Origin of the sequence: Halomonas sp. 7T (genome assembly GCF_025643255.1) — a bacterium.
In the GTDB taxonomy this organism is placed as follows: domain Bacteria; phylum Pseudomonadota; class Gammaproteobacteria; order Pseudomonadales; family Halomonadaceae; genus Vreelandella.
In genome coordinates this window covers 351,411-373,662 of sequence record NZ_CP087112.1, presented here as the reverse complement: position 1 = coordinate 373,662, position 22,252 = coordinate 351,411, and the positions used below count along the sequence as shown (strand labels likewise).

Below are 22,252 nucleotides of genomic sequence, written 5' to 3'. Positions count from 1 at the left end.
GTAGGTTATTTGAGTAAACGGTCGGCGAAAATTTCAAGATCAGCGACGGTCATATCGGGCTCCCCACCCCATGGATCAAATGGCGCGTCAGCTTGACGCCTTATCCAGGCACTGCGCAGCCCTCCATGAATGGCCCCAATCACGTCAAAGGGGTTGCTGGAAATCAGCCAGGTATGCTCTGGCCGGACCTCTAGCCGGCTGCGTAAATAGGCGTAAACTGCAGGATCAGGCTTGAAGCGTTTTACGTCATCGACGCTGACGACAGCGTCCATGTGGCTCTCCACGCCTGCCCGAGCAAGCAGTTTAGTGACGGCCTCTTGGGTGCCATTGGAAAATGCCACACAGCGAATACCGGCATCGCGAAGTTGATCAAGGGCAGGCACCACATCAGGAAATGCGGGTAATTCGGCATACACGGCCATTAAGTGGTCTTGATCATGATCAGAAAGACCGGTTTGCATCGCGCGGTCGGTAAATACAAGCGCTTCTCGGGTACACTCCGAAAACGGTACGTAGGCACCCATCAACCCATGGCGAAAGCTGTATTCAAGCTGCTTCTCCCGCCAGCGTTTAGCGAACTCACCCGCCTGCTGAGCGTCGCGCAACCTACGCTCCAGCTCAATGGTAACGCCATGGGTATCAATCAGCGTGCCATATACATCAAAGGCAAGTACCGGTTGCATGATCACTCCTGGTCTAGTGGGCTGAAAAATCGTTGGAGATAGGCAATCTCATGCATTTAGCATAGCTGCCCCCATCAAAAACAAAAACGCCGCTGCGATATTGGCAGCGGCGTAGAGAGCATTAAGCGCTATTAAATCGTCAAGGCCGCTTCCTGTTGACCCGTTTTCAGGTCGCCAGAGCGCACCAACTCATCGGTGACACGATCAATGGCACGTTTGGCACGGCCTATCATTTCATCTACTTCTCCACGATTGATGGTGAGCGGCGGCGCAAAGCCAAGAATATCGCCTTGGGGCATGGCGCGGGCAATCAGGTTCTCTTCCATCGCCGCTGCCGCCACCCGCGGGCCAACTTTCAGAGCGGGGTCGAAGTGCAGGCGCTGCTTGGCGTCTGGTGAGAACTCCAGCGCGGCCATCAGGCCAACGCCGCGCACGTCACCCAGCAGCGGATGGCTTTCAAAGTTGGCTTTAAGCTGCTGCTGGAAGTAAGCACCGGTTTCCGCCGCGTTGCCCACGAGGTTTTCACGCTCGATGATATCCAGGTTGGCAAGGCCCGCCGCACAGCCTAGGGCGTGGCCTGAGTAGGTCCAGCCGTGGCCGATGGGGCCAAACTCACCGGTGCCCTGCTCCAGCACTTTCCACACTTTATCGCCAACAATTACACCCGACAGCGGCTGGTACGCGCTGGTCAGGCCTTTGGCGATGGTGACCAGATCAGGCTTCATGTTGTAGTGGTGGCTGCCAAAGTCAGAGCCGGTGCGGCCAAAGCCACACACCACTTCGTCAGCAATCAACAGCACGTCGTATTTTTCCAGTACCGGCTGAATCGCTTCCCAGTAGCCTTCCGGCGGCGGCACAATGCCACCCGTGCCGAGCACAGGCTCACCGATAAAGGCGGCAACGGTGTCCGGGCCTTCTTCCAAAATCATCGTTTCCAGCTTCCCGGCGCAGTGGGCTGAGAACTCAAGCTCCGTCATGCCGTGCTGCTCAGCAGCGCGCAGGTAGTAGTGCGGCGCTTCGGTGTGACGAATAGTGTCGATTGGCAGATCAAAGTGATCATGAAACGCTTTAAGGCCGGTTAATGAGCCAGAGGCAATGCCGGAACCGTGGTAGCCGCGCATGCGCGAGATAACTTTTTTCTTCTGCGGGCGGCCCAGTACGTTGTTGTAGTAGCGCACAATTTTGAGCTGGGTTTCGTTGGCGTCTGAGCCGGACATGCCGTAGTAGACCTTGGACATGTTCATGCCCGCGATCTTCAGAATGCGCTCTGAAAGCTCAATCTGCGGCTCGTTAGAGTGGCCCACGTAGGTGTGGTAGTAAGACAGTTCTAGGGCCTGCTTATAGATTGCTTCCGCTACTTCCGTCCGCCCGTAGCCGATATTGACGCAGTACAGGCCGGCAAAGCCGTCGATAAATTCACGGCCATCTTTATCCACGATATTGATACCTTTACCACCGGTAATCACGCGGCCCGGCGAATCGCCATGGGCGAAATCGCGTAGGTGGGTTGAGGCGTGAAAAGTGACTTTACGGTCGCGTTCGATCAAATCCTGATGCAAGCTCATAGCGTTCTCTCTGTACGATAAACCTCCCCATAGCGGGGAGGGTATTTTAAATTAGCAGGTTCTTTTTTGAACAATCACTAGCTACCCGATACGGAACCCAGCGCCCCCAGGCAGTAGTACTTCGTTTCCAGGTATTCATCGATACCCGTCGCGCCGCCTTCACGGCCAAGGCCTGACTGTTTGACGCCGCCGAAGGGCACCGGCGGGCCGGTCATCTTCACGGAGTTGACGCTGACCATGCCGTACTCCAGCGCGCGCATCAGCTTCCAAATACGACGGATATCGTGAGTGTAAATATACGCTGCCAAGCCGTACTCGGTGTCGTTGGCCATCTCGATCACTTCGTCATCGGTGCTGTAAGCGGTAATACCGGCGACAGGCGCAAAGTTCTCTTCCCGCCATACTTTCATTTGCGGCGTTACACCTGTCAGCATGACGGGCATAAAGAAGTTCTCGCCGGGCGCTTGGCTTTGATCGCCGCCGCTGACGGTGGCGCCTTTGGAAATAGCGTCATCAACAATGGCGGCTGCTTTTTCAACCGCTTGGCGGTGAATGAGCGGGCCAAGGTCAATTTCGCTCTGTAAGCCATTCCCCACGGTGAGGGCCGCCATGCGCTCTTTGAAATATTCAACGAACTCATCGTGAATCGACTCGTGAACCAGAATGCGGTTAGCGGCCAGGCAATCCTGCCCGGCAGTCTGGAATTTGGCGTCGATAGCCGCGAAAGCCGCCTCTTTAGGATCCATATCCGGTCCAACGATAAACGGCGCATTGCCGCCTAGTTCAAGCGAGAGGCGCTTAACGGTGTTTGCACTCTGCTCAATCAGCAGACGGCCCACGCGGGTGGAGCCGGTGAACGACAGCGCACGAATACGCGGCTCGCTGCACAGAATCTTGGAAACTTCAGCAGGCTCGCCCAGCACGACGTTAAAAATTCCTGCCGGAATCCCCGCACGCTCAGCCAGCTCAGCGAGCGCCAGCGCTGAAAACGGCGTTTCATTGGCAGGTTTGACGATTACCGGGCAGCCGGCGGCAAGCGCTGCGGCAGCTTTGCGGGTAATCATCGCCAGTGGGAAGTTCCAGGGCGTAATCATCGCGGCGATCCCCACCGGCTCTTTAATGGTGCCAAGCGATGCATTGGGAATGTGGCTGGGAATGGTCTCGCCATAGGTGCGTTTGCCCTCTTCGGCAAACCAACGCACAAAGCTCGCGCCATACTGCACCTCACCACGGGCGTCGGGCAACGGCTTGCCCTGTTCCAGAGTCATGATGGTCGCTAGGTCTTCGCGATTCGCTTGGATGAGATCGTACCAAGCAAGCAGCCGTTCGCAGCGCTCATCAGCACGTAAGGCACGCCAATGTGTAAACGCCTCTTCTGCAGCATCTACCGCCGCGGTTATTTGGCTGGCTTCCAGCAGCGGGATATGCCCAATGGCTTCGTTAGTCGCGGGGTCATACACCGCTTCTTCGCGGCCGCCTTCGCCATGGGTCCACTTTCCGTCTACGTAGGCGTACTGCCGGAAAAGGCGTGGATCTTCCAGGCGTTTCGCAAGCGTGGTCGATAATGTGGTCATGGGCACCTCCCCAGGTTGCAGCCAAAAGCGGGCAACAAACCGTGATAAAAAAGATGAATCGCTCGGCTTAACAGCCGAGCTGATTCGATGTCCATAGAGTAAGGGAGAGTGGTCACGAAGTGTTTTTGAAAGCGCCGGATAATTCCGGCGCTTTTTTTGTGAAAGCTATCTTTACAGTGCTTTTTTTTGGCAGGCCTCTATTTAATCTGCTGCATTTAACCTGCTGCGGGGTTAATCAAGGCTTCCTCAGTAAATACCACTAGTCCTAACTCCGGCCGGTAGCCATGGATCTCAGTGACATCCAGCGCCTGAAGAAACGATAAGATTTCTTCGCTGATGACCTGCCCTGGTACCAATACCGGAAATCCTGGCGGATAAGGGATGACAAAACTTGCCGATACAACATCGCGACCAGCACGCATCTGCGCCTGCAACTTACCATTATCGAAGCGTAAGTATTCAGTATTCTCTTCGTCGTAACTTAAAAAGTAAGCACAGCGAATATCGCCCTGAGGCGTATCGGGATTCGGCCGGAAGGCATCGTGGAAACGACTGAAGTCAGGCAGGGGCGGCAAATCATGATTCAGCGAGTGCACCTGGTTCTCGATAATCTTGCGTTCAGGGCGGCTACTGTCTTCCAAGCGATATTCGAACTCTTTCGCCAATTTGATCAGCACATCCAGCAGGTAGGCAATAGAACCCCGTGTAGTACCGATATTGGTCATAAACAGTACGGTGTTGCGGGACGTTTTGTTAATTTGAATACCGTACTTATTCATCAGGTATTCATTTTTGAATGTATCGCCATCAACACCAGTATTGCCGATGGCAATCGTGACACGTGAAGGATCAACAACAAACTCGTCTCGCGCCCAGGCTTCCTCCATTTTGTTCCAGCCCGTCACAGGGTCAAAATAGGACTCGACACCCGACTCTCTATAGGCTTCGGGCACCATGTCGCTATTCTTCAATACGCGGAAATACTTCTGCAGCAAGGGATGGGTGTAAAGCTGTTCGCGTAACGAAAGCGCCGTTTCTACCTGAGCATGCACCAGTTCGAACCCTTCCATTTCCGCCTGCATTCTTCCCACATCCAGCGATGCCACAATCTGATAATTGGGCGAAGTAGAAGTGTGAGTCATGTAGGCTTCATGGAAAGAAGCCTCCACTTTCTGACGAAAATCTTGATCCCACACGTGAATCATTGAGCCTTGGCGTAACGAGGTCAGCGTTTTGTGGGTTGAGTGAGTCGCATAAGTGCGAATACGTACTTCATCCGGGTCGGGCATCAATCGCTGGTCAAGCCATGTAGCGTCATCTTCTGGATCGAGCTTATCGAACTCGGCTTTCCAAGCCGCATACTCTTCCCGATAACTCTCACTGCGGTAACGATCTCGCAACGTCCGTGCCGCATTCATGGCGGTACGTGGCCGATACGTCGGGTTAAAACCAGCGAAGGCAAACCATGCTTCATCCCAAAGAAAAACCAGATCTGGTTTAATCGCCAAGCACTCTTCCATCACCCGGCGCACGTTATACACAATGCCATCGAAGGTGCAGTTGGTCAGCAACAACATCTTCACCTTGTGAAGTTCGCCGGAGCGCTTGTAGGCGAGCAGCGTTTTCTTTATTTCATGCAGCGGCACCGCACCGTACATGGAATAGTCATCAAGTGGATAGGAGTCTAGATAACTGACATGTGCACCGGCTAACACCATGCCGTAATGATGCGATTTGTGACAGTCACGGTCGATCAGCACAATGTCTCGCGGCTTAATAAGCGCCTGTACCACAATTTTATTAGCCGTGGACGTGCCATTGGTTACAAAGAAACTACGACGAGCTCCAAAGGCTCGGGCAGCGTACTCTTGAGCCTTCTTGATTGGCCCGAACGGTTGCAACAGCGAGTCTAGCCCCCCCGATGTTGCTGATGTTTCTGCCAGAAAAATATTAATGCCGTAGAAGTCGATCATGTGCCCTGCCCAGTGGGATCGAGTCACCGACTTGCCCCTGGAAATGGGCATGGCATGAAACACCCCAGTGGGCTTTCTACTGTATTCACGCAGAGCATCAAAAAACGGTGTGCGATAGCGATTATCAATGGCGCGTAGAATCGTATGATGCTGCTCGATATAGTCCGTTTCACGGTAGAAAATACGGTTGAAGTGCTTAATATCTCGGCTTGCCGTGGCTTCAACATCACCACTCGTCACTAGAAATTGATCAATTTCTGGGCGCAGCTCATGAATCATCGAACTCAGCAGAATACTGCGCTCAGCTTCGCTATGGTGCTCCAGCTCATTTTCTGAGAGACCTTCTAGATAATTACGCAAAGCACTGAGGTTATACTTGGACTTGTACGGAAACTCGTAGCGAATCAGGCATGCCTGTATATTAGGATTCACCAATACGGCAATCAACGCATCTTCAAAGCTTTTTACCGTTACAACATCGTAAACAAAGCGATCTTCAGGGCGACGCATGTTGTGAAATGCTTCACGTACCACGTCTTCTTCTTGGTTAGAAAGATTATCTACGATCAGCAGTTCAAAGTAAGGTTGCGCCGAGCTATTGGAAGCCGGATGCCCGCGGCGAAGTTGATTAAGCGCGTCCAGTGCCTCCATGTCTTCAGCACCGGCATCTGTCTCAGAGAGATCCACATGTCGTCGACGATAAGACTCACTGATCAAGGCTCTTACTAAACGCTTAACAACTTTATCCAGCAGCGCATATTCGCCGCGATTAAATAGCGTCCAAAGGTGGCGAAAATCCTCTTTGGATGGAAATGCGTGGTAATCCTCAATAATTTCTAAGCGTGTCAACTTGATGTCGATAGCTTTAATCAAGTTCTTGGCGCGATCCTCTTCTTTAAGGCGCATCAAAATACCCAGATCACGCTTAAGCTCATTCCAGGTATCAGCACGAAGTTGGGAAATTTTGTGATAAAAACCCAGGGCGGTGTAGGAAGTTTCGGTTGAATTATTCTCTTGCATGACGACACCCATCCTTTGTAGGTATTTATCTGGAAAAGACACTTCCTCAGCAATAGTGCTAAATCAGCCGTACAGCCCACGTGAGCCATAGCGAACGGTAATTTGCTCTTCAGGAAACACGTCGAAGTTCAAATCCAACACTCTACCGGGCCAACGAAACTGAGTAAGTCTTTCCTTGGTGCGATATACCGCGGTATATACTGTGCCCAGGCCGCGCCGATAGTCATGGCGAAACAAAGGGGGAGCGGAGAAAGCTGAAATTAGTCGCTCTTCAGTGGTGGCGTCGTCGTCCACCAGAATCGAGAGCTGACGCTCGCGAATCAAGGTTTCCGAAGCCAGCGCATGGGCATACCACTCAATTTTCTTTTGATGATTAGTAGCCACCGCTACGCGCCGAATGCTAGCGCGGCAATCAGGAGCAATCATCGCTGTGACATAACGACCTGAGGCGTCTGCCACAGTAATGTTGTAGGCCATATGGGTAGGCACTCTCGCCAGTACCGCCGCTGCTTCGGGCACGGTATCGCAGAACTCAAGGATATAGCGAAGTATTATCGGGGCACCGAATCCATCCCCTACCACCTTACGTCCACCAAACGCCAGAGAAACAGCAAGTCCTGAATCGTTCATCCCGTCTAGCACGCCCCACAGGCAATCAGACATGGCAATAACACGGCGCTGATTCCATCGAGTGTAGAGAATAGTGCCCTCGCACAGCTCCGGCGGGTAGTCGTAGTTGCGTGCCAACATGGTTGATATCGGCCGTGTTAGTACCGCCTGCGAGCAACCAGTAATATAGGGCGGCGGACGGTACAAACTCAGTAGCCGTGATGAAAGATCTCCTCCACCAGCGAGTTCACATAGCGTGCGGTAAGTAGCCAGAAGTTCGGGCATGTGCTTGCGTAAAGCGTTATGACACTCTAAGTAAGAGGGACGCTCGCGCTCACCTTCGGCCAGATACCAAGGCTCATAGGCAGGCCAGTGGTAATGGAACAACGACTGCCATTTTGGTCCCGCTACTTCTTCGTGCACAGTGCGAAACGTCAGTGCCTTGTCCAGCTCCACACCAGGCGCTCGGCCTGCAGCAAAGTTGCTATCCATGATTAAAGGATTTTAAAGTTGCCACCGCCGATAGCATGGCTAACGGCAACTTCCTCCACCACTGGATCTTGCAACGCCTGTCCGGTGTACTGACCACGAATGCCGTCTATCCAGGCCTTGGCACGCTCGTTCAACTGGAAGTCATCATCCATTAACCGTCCTCGGGTAATCAAAATACCCAGGTCGGCCCCTTCATATCGGAAGTCTCCTGCGCCACTAATGCGCAGAAAAAAGGCTTCCTCCTCGTTCTCTGCCGCATGAGGGTGATAGCTATAATGATCATAGGCAATCCCGCCCTGATCATTCATGCGCCATACGCCGGTTGTAGGCGCCTGAGTTAACAGGTCAACGCTTTCATCGGTATGCTTGATAACCAGCTGGCTCCAGCTGTCGACACTTTCAGGATGCGCCCAGCGCTCATTGATATCATTGATATCCAGGTCAAAATCGACATCCGAAAATTCAAGCAGGTGGAACAGGAACAGCGGAATATCGGAGTGGGCAAACGCCGCCACATTCGTCAGGGAGCTTGCCCCTGTCACGCGGGGATTAAGTTCGCCTAGATACACTTCATTGGTATCCATATCGATCAGAAAATCGAGCTCGAAATATCCTCGATACCCTTCTTCGCGGAGTGCCTCACCAAACTTAAAGGTGTATTCGCGCGCTAAATCACGCACTTCCTGACTAAAGGCGCCAGCGAACATTTCGTTGCCACACCAACCGCCTTTATATGGAGTCAATGTTTTGAAACCTACAAGCTCTGTCATCAACGGGCCAACAACCGTACCGCAACGCGTGGCACAAGCTTCTATCGCCGAGCCGCGGCAGTTGATGCGCTTCATGATCTTGACCTCGGGCTCGGCTTCGATCTCTTCAGCATGCTTGTAATAGTCTTCTTCACTGGCAATAAAGAAGGTGGTGTGCCCAGAATCGCCAAACGCGGTCTGTACCACTAAATCGTTACCGAGCGACTCGCTGACCTCTAGAAGCTCCTGATAACTGCCTACTCTGGCCAACACGTTGGGCACGCTGGGCACGCCAGCTTTGTTGCCAATACGCACTGTCTCAATTTTATTATCCATCCGCTTGCGCAGTTCGGCGGGGGGGAAAGCAACCCGCAGACCCAACTGCTCACAAATTTCTTCAGTGTGCTCATCGAACATTAAAAACGATGCCACCCCAGCACTTTCGCTGTTGGCTCGTGATTGAATGAAATCAATGACTTCTTTGTGTTCAAGCAGATAGTTATTAATGTCTTCAATGCTCTCGAAGTCGCGGGAAAACTTCTGTTTAGGCACGAAGACATTTCGCTGCTTACCTTCAAAGCAGTCGATATAGTTAATATGACGGAAGCTACCTACCCAATCACCAATACCTAGAAGGTTGAAGTTCGTCGCAGAAATAAAGTAAATCGGCTCTTTATTATTTAGAAAATGCCTACGGACATCTGCAATGGACGTTATTTTATTCATTGTTTTCGCTCCTTGTATGACTGGTACAGAAGGCTGCGTGGAACTCGTGCTGCCTAGGAGTTTCGCTAAATATCGCGATATTCGCCTAAATTGATCATCCAACTTGGCGCGAAGTCCGTTCTTCTTGTGGTGATAGGGCAAGCCAAATAGACTCCTAAAAAATGTCTAGGTCAGGTCAGTTCGTACGGGTTTAGCAAGTGGTCCTAAGGTATCAAGGAAAGGAGAGGATTTATTTTCGCTACGGTATAGCGAGAAATCGACTTCACGGTCACGGAAACTTTTCAGTGGCTGGCCCAAACCGCGCAACCCTGTTTCGCGCTCGCGGCGGACGCGGTTGAGGTCAATTTCGATGGGCATGACCTCTTCCCCTATCCCCGCTTGATGGATCACGTCGCCAGAGGGACCAACGACGATAGAGCGGCCATTTCCTAACGCGCCAGCGCCATTGATATCGAAGAAGTAGCACTGGTTGATCGCCGCATTGGTGCGGGCAATTGACAGCTCAATATCTCGGTCAATGGTATCCGTCATAGTGGGGTGAAGAATAACTTCAGCCCCCATTGAAGCCAAAGTACGCGTCGTTTCGGGAAACCACATGTCATAACAAATAGAAACGCCAAAGCGACCTATCGTTGGTACATCGAAGACCACAAATTCACTGCCGCCTTCTACGCCTGCTTCGTAAGGTCGGAACGGGAACATTTTGCGATACCGCGTTACAACCTGGCCCAAGGGGTTAATGACTACCAGGGTATTGTAGGTATGTTCGCCTACTTGCTCGAACATGGAGCCTGGAATTAACCAGATACGATGTTGCGCGGCCAGTTGGCAAAAAAATGCTTCAGTATCGCTGGGCAACGTTTGAGCATGGAGCGGTGAAGCTCCCATCGGCATTAATTCGCTGAACAGCACCATTTGAACTTGAGGAAAACGGTTCATTAGCGCATCGATCCGATGGCGCATAGCCTCGGTATTGTCGCCATGGTGCAGGGCATGCATTTGAACACCGGCAATGGTGAAATATGACATTAGCTTCTCTCTGCGTCAGGCGATCTGACTGTTTCCGCTTAGCACACTAACATTTCATGAATGTCTTTCGCTAAGCGGGTGGTGAATGGCCTCAACTTTCATGTTAAGCCAACGGAACGCTGAAATGGCGTTGATCAAGCACCTGGATAAATTGTTAGATTCGATTTGTGCAGGCAATATTACAAAAAATCGTTTGACCCAATACCTGGCTCGGTTCGTTTTACCGACTTAGTTACGATATAAGTGAAATAACGTTCTATTCCCGCATCGGAGACCAACCAACTATCGATCAAACGTTGGTAACTGTCGATGGAAAACACTTCAAACTTCACCAGATAGTCCACACCGCCACCTACCGCTACGCACTCTGTGGCATCTGGCGTTTGCATGACTAACGCTTCAAAGCGGGAAAAACTTTCAGCATTGTGCTGCTTAAGCTCGATTTGCACCCATACGGAGTTACGCGGCACCAACACATCGGCGTTGATGCGGGCGGTATATCCTTCAATCACACCCGCTTTTTCCAGCCGCTTCACCCGCTCCCAGCAAGGGCTTACCGAAAGGTTAATGGCTTCCGCCAGCTTCGATTTGGTGATTCGCCCATCCCGGGAGAGGATATCGAGGATCTTTAAATCATAACGGTCCAGTTTCATCATGCCGAGGGCTAAGCCTCCAGGCGTTCAACAACATCGGCGATCACCGCAAGGGTATCCCCCATGTTGATAAGCGAGGGCGCGCGGCGGGCCATTAAAACACCGTTACGTTCTGCTTTATAAGCCACCGGAGCGGTGCCGCTGCGGGTCATGTCGTACACATAGGCAATGGTTTGGCCTTTTGTCACTTCATCACCCAGTGCGACAAGCAGCTCAAGTACGCCGGAATGCTGGCTCTGCACGTAGCAGCTGGCATCCGGCATATCGAGATACATTTGACCGCCTTCGGGCATTTCCACCTCACCCGCTACCAATCCATAATGAATTAAGAAGTTGCGCACACCGCGCTCGGCAATGGCAATGCTTTGCGGCGTGGAGGTACCGCCACCGCCTAGCTCGGTGGCTACAAATACCTTGCCCTGGCGCTCACAGGCAGTGTCAAAAAGTTTTTCAGCGTCCAGCTCAAACATCACCATGGCGTATGGCGCACCAAACGCTTTGGCACCTTCCAGGGCTGCCTGCTGCTGGCGTTTGTCATCCAATACGTGAGACGCACCAAACGGCAGGATATCCAGCGTTCGGCCGCCAGAGTGGAGGTCGAGCACCACATCGCTCATGGGCACCAGCACGCGGGTAAAGTAGTCAGCAATTTGCGAGGTCACCGTGCCGTTGGGATCGCCAGGGAAGCTGCGGTTCAAATTGCCTTTATCCATCGGCGAGGTGCGCTTGCCCGCCATAACCGCCGGCGTATTCATGCAGGGCACGATAATGACACGTCCGGTCACTTCTTCCGCCTTCAGCGTCGAAGAGAGCTTGAGCAGCGAGGTAATACCCTCGTACTCGTCACCGTGGTTACCACCGGTTAACAGTGCCGTCGGGCCGTTACCATTTTTTACGACCGTTACGGGGATCATCACCGCTCCCCACGCGGACTCATCGGTAGAGATCGGTAGCTTCAAAAAACCGTGCTGCACCCCATCGGCATCAAAATCAACGGTGGCGGAAATCGGGCTGGGCCGTTTTTGACTTAGTTGATCGGTCATTACGTTTTCCTTTTTATCTTTTACAAACCGCTACTTAACAAATAGCTGGCGGGGGAAATTGGCCAGGGTTTCGCAGCCGGTGTCGGTAATCAGTATGCTTTCGGTAATTTCCAGGCCCCAGTCGTCTTCCCATAGGCCGGGCATAAAGTGAAAGGTCATGCCGGGCTTTAGGATGGTTTCATCGGAGGGGCGCAGGCTCATCGTGCGCTCACCCCAGTCGGGCGGGTACGAGATACCAATAGGATAACCACAGCGAGCGCCGCCCCGATCAAAGCCGTATTTATCCATCGCCGCGCCTAGCGCCATGGCGATATCTGCCGTGCGGTTGCCAGGCTTGGCGACGGCTAAGCCATTTTCAATACCTTCTAGGAGGGCGGATTCCGCGCGAATAAAGTCTGCGGGTGGCGTGCCTAAAAACACCGTGCGCGACATCGGTGCGTGGTAACGCTTAAACACCCCGGCAATTTCGAAAAACGTGCCTTCGCCTTTGCGAAAGGGCGTGTCGTCCCAGGTCAGGTGTGGCGCAGCGGCGTCTTTGCCCGTAGGCAGCATGGGCACAATCGCGGGGTAATCACCGCCAAACACTTTGCCGTTCTCGTCGATAAAACCTTCGATGCCAACACGGTAAATTTCCGACACCAGTTTGCTTTTAGGCAGGCCGGGTTCAATCACTTCTAAAATGCGCGTATGCATGCCTTCCACAATTTTGGCCGCCACCCGCATGTAGGCAACTTCCTGTGGCGACTTAATCGCCCGACACCAGTTCACCAGGGCATTAGCATCCATAAAGCGCGCGTGGGGAAGCTCACGCAACAGGCTTTGATACGCCTTGGCGGAGAAGTAGTAGTTGTCCATCTCCATACCCACCACGCCGGTATGCCAGCCACGGTCAGGCATTATGGACTGCGCCAGATACTCCATGGGGTGCATATCCGGGTTCTGAACATAGTAATCCGGGTAATAGGTAATGTTATCGGGATGAATCCAACAGGTGCGCAGCGCGCCGTTAGCATCCATCCGGCGTCCAAACCATACCGGCTCGCCTTCAAGACCCACCAGCACGCACTGGTGAACGTAAAAGGACCAGCCGTCATAGCCGGTTAGCCACGCCATATTGGAGGGGTCGCTGACGATCAGCACATCAATGCCACGGCCAGCCATCTCTGCACGCACCTTCCACAGGCGAGTAGCATACTCTTCGCGCGTAAAAGGCAGGGAAACCTCAGTCATCGGGCAACTCGCCATCAAAGATCACTAAGAACCATCACACCACCCATAATAGGCGCTGCGCTGGGCCACAGGATCGACCTGGCCACCGCCGCAGTAGGCCCGCCAATGTCGTCTTAAGCCGATACTAGCACTCACCCTTGGTTGCCGGTCAAAGCCTTTATTACAAAAAGTGCATACTGGACGATGATATACGTGCTAACAGCGTGGGGCTCCCTTTAGTACGCAACATGCTAGGCTGACAAAACACGACGCTAAGCAGAGGAAACGGTATGAAAATAGTGGTGCATATTGATGACGCAGACCAGTGGCAGGCAGCGATTAAAAAAGCGCTCCCCCACGCAACGGTGCTAACGAGCGAGGCGCCAGCTGAAGAGCGCGCCCATGCTGATTATTTAGCGGTTTGGAAAGCGCCGGCGCACTTATTGCAGGAACAAACCCAGTTGAAAGGCATTATTAACTTAGGCGCTGGCGTCGATTATCTGCTGAATACGCCTGGACTACCCAGTAATGTGCCGATTATGAAACTACGCGATGCGGGGATGGGCGAGCTGATCGCGGATTACACCCTTTATGGTGTACTTCATTTTTACCGCAGCATGGACCGCTACGCCCAACACCAGCGTGACGCCCAGTGGCAACCGCACCCAGTACCTGAAAAATCTCAATGGCCCGTGGGGGTACTGGGTCTTGGGGCGATTGGTCGCTTGGTAGCAACACGTCTTTCACAGGCAGGCTTTCCCGCCCTGGGCTGGAGCCGCTCGCCTAAAGAGATTAGCGGTGTGCGCTGCCTGCATGGTGAAAGCGGGCTCAATGAGCTGTTAAGTCAGGTACAGTGCGTCGTAGCGCTGCTGCCTGATACCGCAGAGACTCAGCAAATTCTTGATGCTAAACGCCTGGCAGCACTCCCCCAAGGCGCCAGTGTCATTAATCCAGGCCGGGGCAGCCTTATCGACGAGCAGGCGTTACTAGAGGCTCTTGGCCAAGATGGCCAGCCAGGGCATCTTCGCGGTGCGCTGCTGGACGTTTTCTGCGAAGAACCACTGCCTGCCAGCCATCCACTGTGGCAGCACCCACGTGTTACTATCACGCCCCATATGGCCGGCCCCACACCGCTTAACGATGCGATTGACCAGGTAATCTCGTATCTTCGCGCCTTTGAAGCCGGTGAAACGCTCGAGACGGTTAATCCAGACGCAGGATACTGACGCACTCGCTATACTCGCACCCAGGAACCAAGCGCTGGTACAAGTCTCTTAGGACAACACCATCAACGGAGGATGAGCTTTTGCGTAACGTTTCTCAGCGTTCAACTAAAAGCAAGATATACCGTGCGTCCGCTCTGGCTATAGGTAGCTTGGTTATTTACGGCACTTGCGCCGCCGATGCTACGCCTAATGCCACGGCTCAACTGCTGCCCATGCCGCAGCCCTTTGAGGCTCAGTACCAGCTTGAAATTCGCGGCTGGCCGAGTGCGACCATTACTCACACGCTCAACAATGAAGGGCTTCACTGGCTGAGTGATATGCGTTTTTCTGTCGCTGTGGCGCGCGGCCAAGAGCGCAGCCGCTTTGCGCTAAGTGACGATGAAACCCGCTCACTGCTTTATAACAGCAGCTACTCGCTGTTTGGCGTAGGCGATAGTTATCAACTCTCTGAAGATGACATTATCTCCCTTGACCGTCAGGCGGCGCTGTTCGACCTCTCCCGCCGAGCAGGTCACGAGAGCTGCACCGTAGACGCTCCTTGCGATATCGAATTCGTCGACCACCGCGGACGCGACGAGCATTTTCAGTATTATGCGCACGAGCTTGGCACGGTTAGCGTTCCGGCAGGTGAATTTGAAGCGCGCAGCGTTACCCTGTTCGATGTGGAAAAGCCAAACCGCCATTTACAGATTCACTTCCACCCTGAATGGCCAGGGCTAGTGCTTTCGGCACGCTATGAGAAAGAGGGCCGGCGGCAAACACAGCTGACGATGACGCAATTTAAACCTGCCGAGGTAGAAACGCCCTAAATGCTCTCAGGATTACTGATCGTTTTACTGCCCCTGGTACTAGGCTACTTAGTACGCATTCGCTCACCCTACTTACTAGACCTGATAAACCGAGCCGTTAGCGGATCGGTTTATGCCATTTTGCTGTTGATGGGGGTTAGCCTTGCCGGGCTTGAGAACCTCGCCAGCCAGCTGTCACGGCTGGGCGGCAATGCGCTGCTGTTGTTTAGCATTACCACGGCCTGCAACTTAGTGGCGCTATGGTGGCTCTCACGACGCTTAGCGCTAAAGGCGGGGTCCTCACCCGTGGTAAAAGGGGCGCCTACCAGCAAGTTAGCTGCTATGACAGGGTCGCTACTGTTAGTCGCGGTGGTCACCGCCGGGGTGGTGCTGGGCTTGCTATTTGGCTCCTGGATAGGCGCTCCCCTATTTGCCACAGCAGAGCAGCTTGCAGAGTGGGTACTGTATCTTTTACTGGTGCTGATTGGCTGCCAGCTGCGCAACTCGGGCATGCCGTTAAAACAAATTTTGCTCAACCGCCTGGGGTTGGCCATTGCCTTAACCCTTGCGGCTAGCTCTCTGTTAGCGGGGCTGGTAGCCGCCCCGCTGCTTTCATTGAGTTGGAATGAAGGCCTTGCCATGGCGTCGGGTTTTGGATGGTACTCACTTTCCGCTATTTTGATTGGCGACCAGTTGGGACCACTGATGGGTGGCGTGGCATTTTTTAATGACCTTACCCGTGAACTGCTGGCGTTTATCCTGATTCCGCTCGTTATTCACCGCCACACCGCCCTGGCGATTGGCTACGGCGGGGCCACCTCCATGGATTTCACCCTGCCCGTCATCCAACAACATGGCGGCGTGGCCTGTGTGCCTGTGGCCGTGGTCAGCGGCTTTATCCTCTCGCTGCTCTCCCCGCCGCTGATTCTGTTCTTTCTCTCGCTTTCCGGTTAGTCATCGTAAGCGCGTATTGGTTAGGATAAGCAGCTCTGACGGTTTATATCGCCATCGCTTCAATGCCCAGGATGCACGCACCCAATGCTCAACGGAATTTGGTTAAGTTTTTTTATTGCCGCCTTTGCCGCATCGCTCTGGCAGTGGCTGGTGGGGGGCGACAGCGAGGTCTTTGCGCGCTTAGTGCAGTCGCTGTTCGATATGGCGCGGGTGAGTGTCGATATCATTTTAGTACTGCTGGGCACCATGACGCTGTGGCTGGGGTTTCTTTCGATTGCTGAAAAAGCAGGACTGATACGGCTATTAGGGCGCGTGCTGGACCCGCTGTTCTGCCGCTTAATGCCTGAGGTTCCCCGTGGTCATCCAGCCATGGGGCTTATCAGTATGAATTTTGCAGCTAACATTCTTGGGTTAGATAACGCCGCCACGCCGATTGGTATTAAAGCGATGCACTCGCTGCAGAGCCTCAACCCCCGTCAAGAAACCGCCAGCAACGCACAAATTCTTTTTTTAGTGCTGAACACGTCCTCGCTCACGCTGCTGCCAGTGACGATTTTTATGTACCGCGCACAGCAAGGCGCTGCTGAGCCAACGCTCGTCTTCTTACCGATACTACTCGCCACCAGCGCCTCTAGTTTGGCGGGGCTGCTTGCGGTAGCGTTAATGCAGCGCTTAAAGCTCTGGCAGCCTGTCGTAATGGCCTATTTACTTGCCGCCGCGCTGGCCTTAGGGCTTTTAATGACAACGCTGGCGGGCATGTCAGCACAGGCGCTGGCGGCAGCGTCAACGCTCGTGGGTAATCTTACGCTTTTTAGCATTGTGATGATGTTCTTAGTGGTGGGCGCGCTGCGGGGTGTGAAGGTATATGACGCATTTATTGAAGGCGCGAAAGAGGGCGTCAGTTTTACCATCACCCTGCTGCCCTATCTCATTGCCATGCTGGTCGCTGTGGGGGTACTGCGCGCCAGCGGCGTACTTGATGCAGGCTTAAGCGGCGTACGCTGGCTGGTAGAAGGGATTGGCTGGGATACCCGCTTTGTAGATGCGCTACCTACGGCCTTTGTAAAACCGCTTTCCGGCAGCGGTGCCCGCGCCATGATGATTGAAACCATGGATACGTTCGGCGTTGATAGCTTCCCAGGGCTGTTGGCCGCCACCCTACAGGGCAGCACTGAAACCACGTTTTACGTTATTGCCGTCTACTTTGGCGCAGTGGGTATTCGCCGTATTCGTCACGGCTTAGGCTGCGCCCTGGTAGCCGATGCAGCAGGTATTTTAACGGCGATTGCCGTCTGCTATTGGTTTTTCGGCCAGGCCGTCTAGCCACCCACTCAGCCACACATAGTGTTTCTATAACAATATATTGGATAAGTACCTATGCATCATCAACATGCGGCGCTCCATAACGAGCTCCATGCAAGACCCCCTATCTATTTTGAAGGCCCGGCCTGCCTGCATCACTTCGCTTTTGTTATTGAAGGCGATGATGTTGACGCGCTGCTCGCTCGTCTTGCCGACGCAACGGGCGCAACGTTCACCCCTGAACAAGTGCAGCAGATTGTCAGCTACCAAGCATGCTCGGTGAAATGGGAACGGCACACCGAGTTTTTTACCCTGACCATTAAGCAAGCCAACAGTGAAGACCCGCAAATCTGGCCAACGCCGCCCGAGTTTTTACTCAGCGTCTTGGCAGACTATGCGGACAAAATGATTAGCGCCAGCACACTACGCGTGGAAACAGCCAACCGCTGGGCTGGCAGCGTTGAAGCCTACGGACTGGATAAGCCCGCCGGCTCGCGCGTAGGAGGCGGTGATGCCACGGTGTGGAGCGACTTCAATCTCGATGAACGGCATATCAACCGCTTTTTACTGGTCAACGACCGCTTGGACAACTACCGGCTTGGCAGAATGGCAAGACGCCTATTCGATATTGAAACCTACCGCATGATGGCCATGCTGGCGCTGCCTGAAGCAAAAGCACTGAGCAGTGAACTGCAATACTACGAAGCCGAACTGTCGACCCTCTCTAACCAACACGCCGAGCAGCACACGTCCCCGGCGGAACCATTACTAAGCGCCCTGACGCTACTTTCAGCAAAGCTTGAACGCTGCGGTGTCCAAACCCGTCAGCGGTTTAGCGCAACCGAAGCGTATTCCAGTATCGTGTTTACTCGCATCAGTGAACTGCGCGAAGAGCGGGTCGGCCACTATCCTCAGCTTGGCATGTTTATCTTGCGCCGCTTCGAGCCTGCGATACGCTACTGCGATGCCATGAACCGTCGCGTTGAAACCCTCGCTACCAGTGCTACGCGCTTGAATGATCTGCTACGCACACGCTCTCAAGTAGAAATCGAGGGGCAAAACTATAAAATTTTGCAGAGCTTAGATGCGCGCGCCAGTAGCCAGCTTAAAATACAAAAAGCGGTCGAAGGGCTTTCGATCATTGTGATCAGCTACTACATTTTCAGCCTGATGAAGTTAGGCCTGGAAAGCTTACGTGCGCTAGGCATCGATATCGAACCTAACGTTGCCGCAGCCGTGCTAGCCCCACTGGGTGCGCTTACTATCGCGACACTCACCTGGCGCATTTGGAAGGTAAAAAAGCACTAGCCACCTAGTAAGGTGAGACACAGGCCTGGCCCACGGTTTCATCGACAAGCAGGTTATGTGTATCTTTAAACTAAGTTATATCTTGGCAGCCTATATGGCTGCCATACTTGTTTTAGGGCTTTTGTTTTATTCATTGGTCGACCACACCTACGCCATTGTAGTAGGCGACATCATGGATGATGGGAGAGGTTATGCTAAGTAAAGGCAGCATATTGATTGTGCTTGCCGCTTTTTTCTGGGGGGTATCAGGGGGAATAGCGGGCATTCTTTTAGACGATGGGTGGGATGCATCCGTCGTGTCATTTTACCGCGGGGCCGTCGGGCTTCTCTTTGCCCTACTCTGGCTACTGCTTCAGCGAAAGCACAGCGGCCTAAGAAACAAAAAACTTTGGTTTTGGTCAGTTATCGCTGGCCTTGGCGTGGCGGGTAATTTCACGTTCTACTTTATCAGTATTGACTACGGTAATGTGGCGGTAGCCGCTACCTTGATGTACTGCGCGCCGATATTTGTTTACCTAATCTCCTTTATGCTGAAGCTCGAAAAGTCGACGGTTGCAAAATGGACGGCGATCGCTCTAGTAATGCTAGGCATCGTAATGCTGACCAAGCTATATGAGATTGGCGCAAGCGAGCTGTCACTGTTTGGGGTAGGCGCTGGGCTACTGGCGGGTCTCTCCTATGCCGCTTTCATTTTTGGTTTTAAATATGCCGCACCCCATGGTAGCCCTCAGGCGATACTTTCTATTGCCTTTGCCATCCTGGCGATCGCTCTCATACTGCCCACTGATATCAACCAAGCGATCAGCGTGTTAGGCACGCCCGATTTACCGCTGTTTTTGGCGCTGGGCATTTTAGGCGCTGGGCTTTCTTTCCTACTGTATATCGTAGGCATCCACCATACGTCGGCGGCCCTCGCCTCTATGATTGCTATGGTTGAGCCCGTTACGGCAACGCTGTTTGGCGTTGTTATACTGAGCGAACAGCTGGGCGTTGTTCAAATGGTTGGCATGGCGTTAATACTCGCGACCGTAACAAAACTCAGCGTCTCTTCAAGCAAATAGCAAAACGGTGCGCGCCTTGTAAGGCGACGCACCGTTGATCGCTAGATGGCGCTGATCACGATAAAGCCAACGGGTTAGCTATTCGCCTTTGCCGCCCGAGCCGCATGAAGCTTTTTATAGCTTTCGATCAGGCGCTGGTGGCGCTCTAGGCCTTCTAACTGCATATTCGTTGGCGTTAGGCCATGGAAGCGAACCTCGCCACTGACTGAGCCCACCACCGCCGCCATGGTGGCCTCACCAAACATACGCTGGAAATTGGGCAGGTAGTCATCCAGTTCCAGCTCGTCATCCAGCACAATTTCCAGCACCGCATTCACCGCCTGATAGAACAGGCCACGCTCCACGGTGTTATCGTTGTACTGCAGGAACATCTGCACACAGTCCAACGCTTCTTCGTGACGCTGTAGCGCCAGATACACCAGCAGCTTCAATTCCAGAATCGTCAGTTGGCCCCACACGGTGTTCTCATCAAACTCGATACCAATCAGTGTGATGATATCGGCATGGTCATCCATCTGGCTCTCTTCTAGCCGTTCAACTAAATCGGTGAGCTGATCGTCATTTAGACGGTGCAGGTTGAGAATATCATCGCGGTAATCCAGCGCCTTGTTGGTGTTATCCCAAATCAGATCTTCAATCGGGTAGACCTCAGAGTAGCCCGGCACCAGGATGCGGCACACCGGCGCGCCCAGGTCTTCATGTACCGCCATGTACACTTCTGCGCCCAGCTCCTCAAAAATACCAAACAGCGTTGCGGCTTCCTCTTCGTTGCTGCCAGAGAAGTCCCACTCGCTAAACTCAAAATCAGGCTTGGCGCTAAAGAAGCGCCACGACACCACGCCAAACGAGTCAATAAAGTGCTCAACGAAGTTGTTGGGTTCGGCGACGGTCTGTGAGTTAAAGGTTGGCAACGGCAATTCGTTAAAGCCTTCGAAACTGCGGCCTTGCAGCAACTCGGTCAGGCTGCGCTCCAGCGCCACTTCAAAGCTTGGGTGGGCACCAAAGGAGGCAAACACACCGCCGGTGCGCGGGTTCATCAGGGTCACACACATCACCGGAAACTGACCGCCCATGGAAGCATCTTTCACCAGCACCGGGAACCCTTGAGCCTCCAGGGCGTTAATGCCCTCCAAGATGTCCGGGTACTTGGCCAGCACCTCTTGCGGGACGTCGGGCAGAGTAAGCTCCTGCTCAAGAATCTCACGCTTTACCGCCCGCTCAAAAATTTCCGAGAGGCACTGCACCTGGGCTTCTACCAGCGTATTGCCCGCGCTCATGCCGTTACTGAGAAACAGGTTTTCAATGAGATTCGAAGGGAAATAGACCGTCTCGCCATCGCTTTGGCGCACAAACGGCAGCGACACAATACCCCGATCCTCACGGCCTGAATTAGTATCTATCAGGTGCGAGCCACACAGCTCACCTTCCGGGTTATAGATAGCTAAACAGTGCTCGTCGAGAATCTCGGTGGGCAGCTCGTCATTGGGCCCTGGCTTAAACCACTTCTCATTGGGGTAGTGAACAAACTCACTGTTCGCAATCTCTTCTCCGAAGAACTGATCGTTATAGAAGAAGTTGCAGCTCAGACGTTCGATAAACTCGCCCAGCGCCGAGCAGAGTGCGCTCTCTTTGGTGGCGCCTTTGCCGTTGGTAAAACACATCGGCGATGCCGCATCACGAATATGCAGCGACCAGACGTGGGGCACGATATTACGCCAAGAGGCGATCTCGATTTTCATGCCGAGATCCGCCAGCATCGCGCTCATATTGGCAATTGTCTGTTCCAGCGGCAGGTCTTTGCCTGGGATGTAGGTCGTACTGCCTTCTGGCGCGCCCATTAACAGTGCCTGGGCGTCTTCGTCGATATTTTCGACTACTTCAATCTGAAAATCGGGTCCTTCCTGCACCACCTTCTTCACCGTGCAGCGGTCGATGGAGCGCAGGATGCCTTCGCGGTCTTTCGCGGAGATATCTTCCGGCAGCTCGACCTGGATTTTGAAAATCTGCTTGTAGCGGTTTTCTGGGTCGACAATGTTGTTCTGAGAAAGACGAATGTTCTCAGTGGGGATATTGCGCGCGTTGCAATACACTTTAACGAAGTAAGCCGCGCACATGGCCGACGACGCCAAGAAGTAGTCAAACGGGCCGGGAGCGGAGCCGTCGCCTTTGTAGCGAATCGGCTGATCAGAGATCACCGTGAAGTCGTCGAACTTCGCCTCTAGGCGAAGGTTATCGAGATAGTTAACTTTGATTTCCATGAGCGGGCATCCGGAGTAATGAGTGTGCCT

Annotated in this window: 17 protein-coding genes; 6 read left to right on the top strand and 11 right to left on the bottom strand. The window is 53.3% G+C overall.

What is annotated here, in order from left to right:
* Window positions 1-5: 5 nt before the first annotated feature.
* From LOS15_RS01760 to doeA, 10 genes are all read right to left on the bottom strand, one after another.
* Window positions 6-683 carry a haloacid dehalogenase type II gene (locus LOS15_RS01760; protein WP_263067694.1) on the bottom strand — a complete coding sequence of 226 codons (678 nt, stop codon included), beginning with the start codon at window positions 681-683 and terminating at the stop codon, window positions 6-8.
* A gap of 131 nt (window positions 684-814) precedes the next feature.
* The gene (locus tag LOS15_RS01755) at window positions 815-2,248 is read right to left on the bottom strand and encodes an aspartate aminotransferase family protein (RefSeq protein ID WP_263067692.1); all 1,434 of its coding nucleotides are present in this window, start codon (window positions 2,246-2,248) and stop codon (window positions 815-817) included.
* 77 nt (window positions 2,249-2,325) lie between these two features.
* A complete protein-coding gene (locus LOS15_RS01750; RefSeq protein WP_263067691.1) occupies window positions 2,326-3,822 on the bottom strand; it encodes an NAD-dependent succinate-semialdehyde dehydrogenase in 1,497 nt (498 codons plus the stop codon).
* 215 nt (window positions 3,823-4,037) lie between these two features.
* Window positions 4,038-6,815 (bottom strand): aminotransferase class I/II-fold pyridoxal phosphate-dependent enzyme, encoded by a 2,778-nt coding sequence (locus LOS15_RS01745; protein ID WP_263067690.1) that lies wholly within the window; start codon window positions 6,813-6,815, stop codon window positions 4,038-4,040.
* Window positions 6,816-6,878: 63 nt separating this feature from the next.
* The gene (locus tag LOS15_RS01740; protein WP_263067689.1) at window positions 6,879-7,916 is read right to left on the bottom strand and encodes a C45 family autoproteolytic acyltransferase/hydolase; all 1,038 of its coding nucleotides are present in this window, start codon (window positions 7,914-7,916) and stop codon (window positions 6,879-6,881) included.
* Window positions 7,917-7,918: 2 nt separating this feature from the next.
* The gene (locus tag LOS15_RS01735; protein WP_263067688.1) at window positions 7,919-9,391 is read right to left on the bottom strand and encodes a biotin carboxylase; all 1,473 of its coding nucleotides are present in this window, start codon (window positions 9,389-9,391) and stop codon (window positions 7,919-7,921) included.
* Between the two features lie 165 nt (window positions 9,392-9,556).
* Window positions 9,557-10,420 (bottom strand): carbon-nitrogen hydrolase family protein, encoded by an 864-nt coding sequence (locus tag LOS15_RS01730; RefSeq protein WP_263067687.1) that lies wholly within the window; start codon window positions 10,418-10,420, stop codon window positions 9,557-9,559.
* A gap of 179 nt (window positions 10,421-10,599) precedes the next feature.
* Window positions 10,600-11,076 (bottom strand): Lrp/AsnC family transcriptional regulator, encoded by a 477-nt coding sequence (locus LOS15_RS01725; RefSeq protein ID WP_263067686.1) that lies wholly within the window; start codon window positions 11,074-11,076, stop codon window positions 10,600-10,602.
* A gap of 8 nt (window positions 11,077-11,084) precedes the next feature.
* Window positions 11,085-12,116: a N(2)-acetyl-L-2,4-diaminobutanoate deacetylase DoeB gene (doeB, locus tag LOS15_RS01720; RefSeq protein WP_263067684.1), complete on the bottom strand. Its 1,032-nt coding sequence runs from the start codon at window positions 12,114-12,116 to the stop codon at window positions 11,085-11,087.
* 30 nt (window positions 12,117-12,146) lie between these two features.
* The gene (gene doeA / locus LOS15_RS01715) at window positions 12,147-13,346 is read right to left on the bottom strand and encodes an ectoine hydrolase DoeA (protein WP_263067682.1); all 1,200 of its coding nucleotides are present in this window, start codon (window positions 13,344-13,346) and stop codon (window positions 12,147-12,149) included.
* A 269-nt stretch (window positions 13,347-13,615) separates the two neighbouring features.
* Between doeA and LOS15_RS01710 the strand changes: the two genes are divergently transcribed.
* The 6 genes from LOS15_RS01710 to LOS15_RS01685 all read left to right on the top strand — a co-directional run bounded on the left by LOS15_RS01710 (window position 13,616) and on the right by LOS15_RS01685 (window position 19,964).
* Window positions 13,616-14,551, top strand: a complete 936-nt coding sequence (locus LOS15_RS01710) for a 2-hydroxyacid dehydrogenase (RefSeq protein ID WP_263067681.1) — start codon at window positions 13,616-13,618, stop codon at window positions 14,549-14,551.
* 212 nt (window positions 14,552-14,763) lie between these two features.
* Window positions 14,764-15,360 (top strand): hypothetical protein, encoded by a 597-nt coding sequence (locus tag LOS15_RS01705; RefSeq protein ID WP_263069592.1) that lies wholly within the window; start codon window positions 14,764-14,766, stop codon window positions 15,358-15,360.
* Window positions 15,361-16,293: a lysine exporter LysO family protein gene (locus tag LOS15_RS01700; protein WP_263067680.1), complete on the top strand. Its 933-nt coding sequence runs from the start codon at window positions 15,361-15,363 to the stop codon at window positions 16,291-16,293.
* Between the two features lie 84 nt (window positions 16,294-16,377).
* A complete protein-coding gene (locus tag LOS15_RS01695) occupies window positions 16,378-17,616 on the top strand; it encodes a nucleoside recognition domain-containing protein (RefSeq protein WP_263067679.1) in 1,239 nt (412 codons plus the stop codon).
* A gap of 54 nt (window positions 17,617-17,670) precedes the next feature.
* A complete protein-coding gene (locus LOS15_RS01690; protein WP_263067677.1) occupies window positions 17,671-18,903 on the top strand; it encodes a DUF3422 domain-containing protein in 1,233 nt (410 codons plus the stop codon).
* A 191-nt stretch (window positions 18,904-19,094) separates the two neighbouring features.
* Window positions 19,095-19,964, top strand: coding sequence for a DMT family transporter (locus LOS15_RS01685; protein WP_263067675.1), 870 nt, complete (start codon window positions 19,095-19,097; stop codon window positions 19,962-19,964).
* Between the two features lie 74 nt (window positions 19,965-20,038).
* Here the strand turns inward: LOS15_RS01685 and LOS15_RS01680 are convergent, their stop codons facing one another.
* Window positions 20,039-22,222, bottom strand: a complete 2,184-nt coding sequence (locus LOS15_RS01680; protein WP_263067673.1) for an OsmC domain/YcaO domain-containing protein — start codon at window positions 22,220-22,222, stop codon at window positions 20,039-20,041.
* Window positions 22,223-22,252 lie beyond the last annotated feature (30 nt).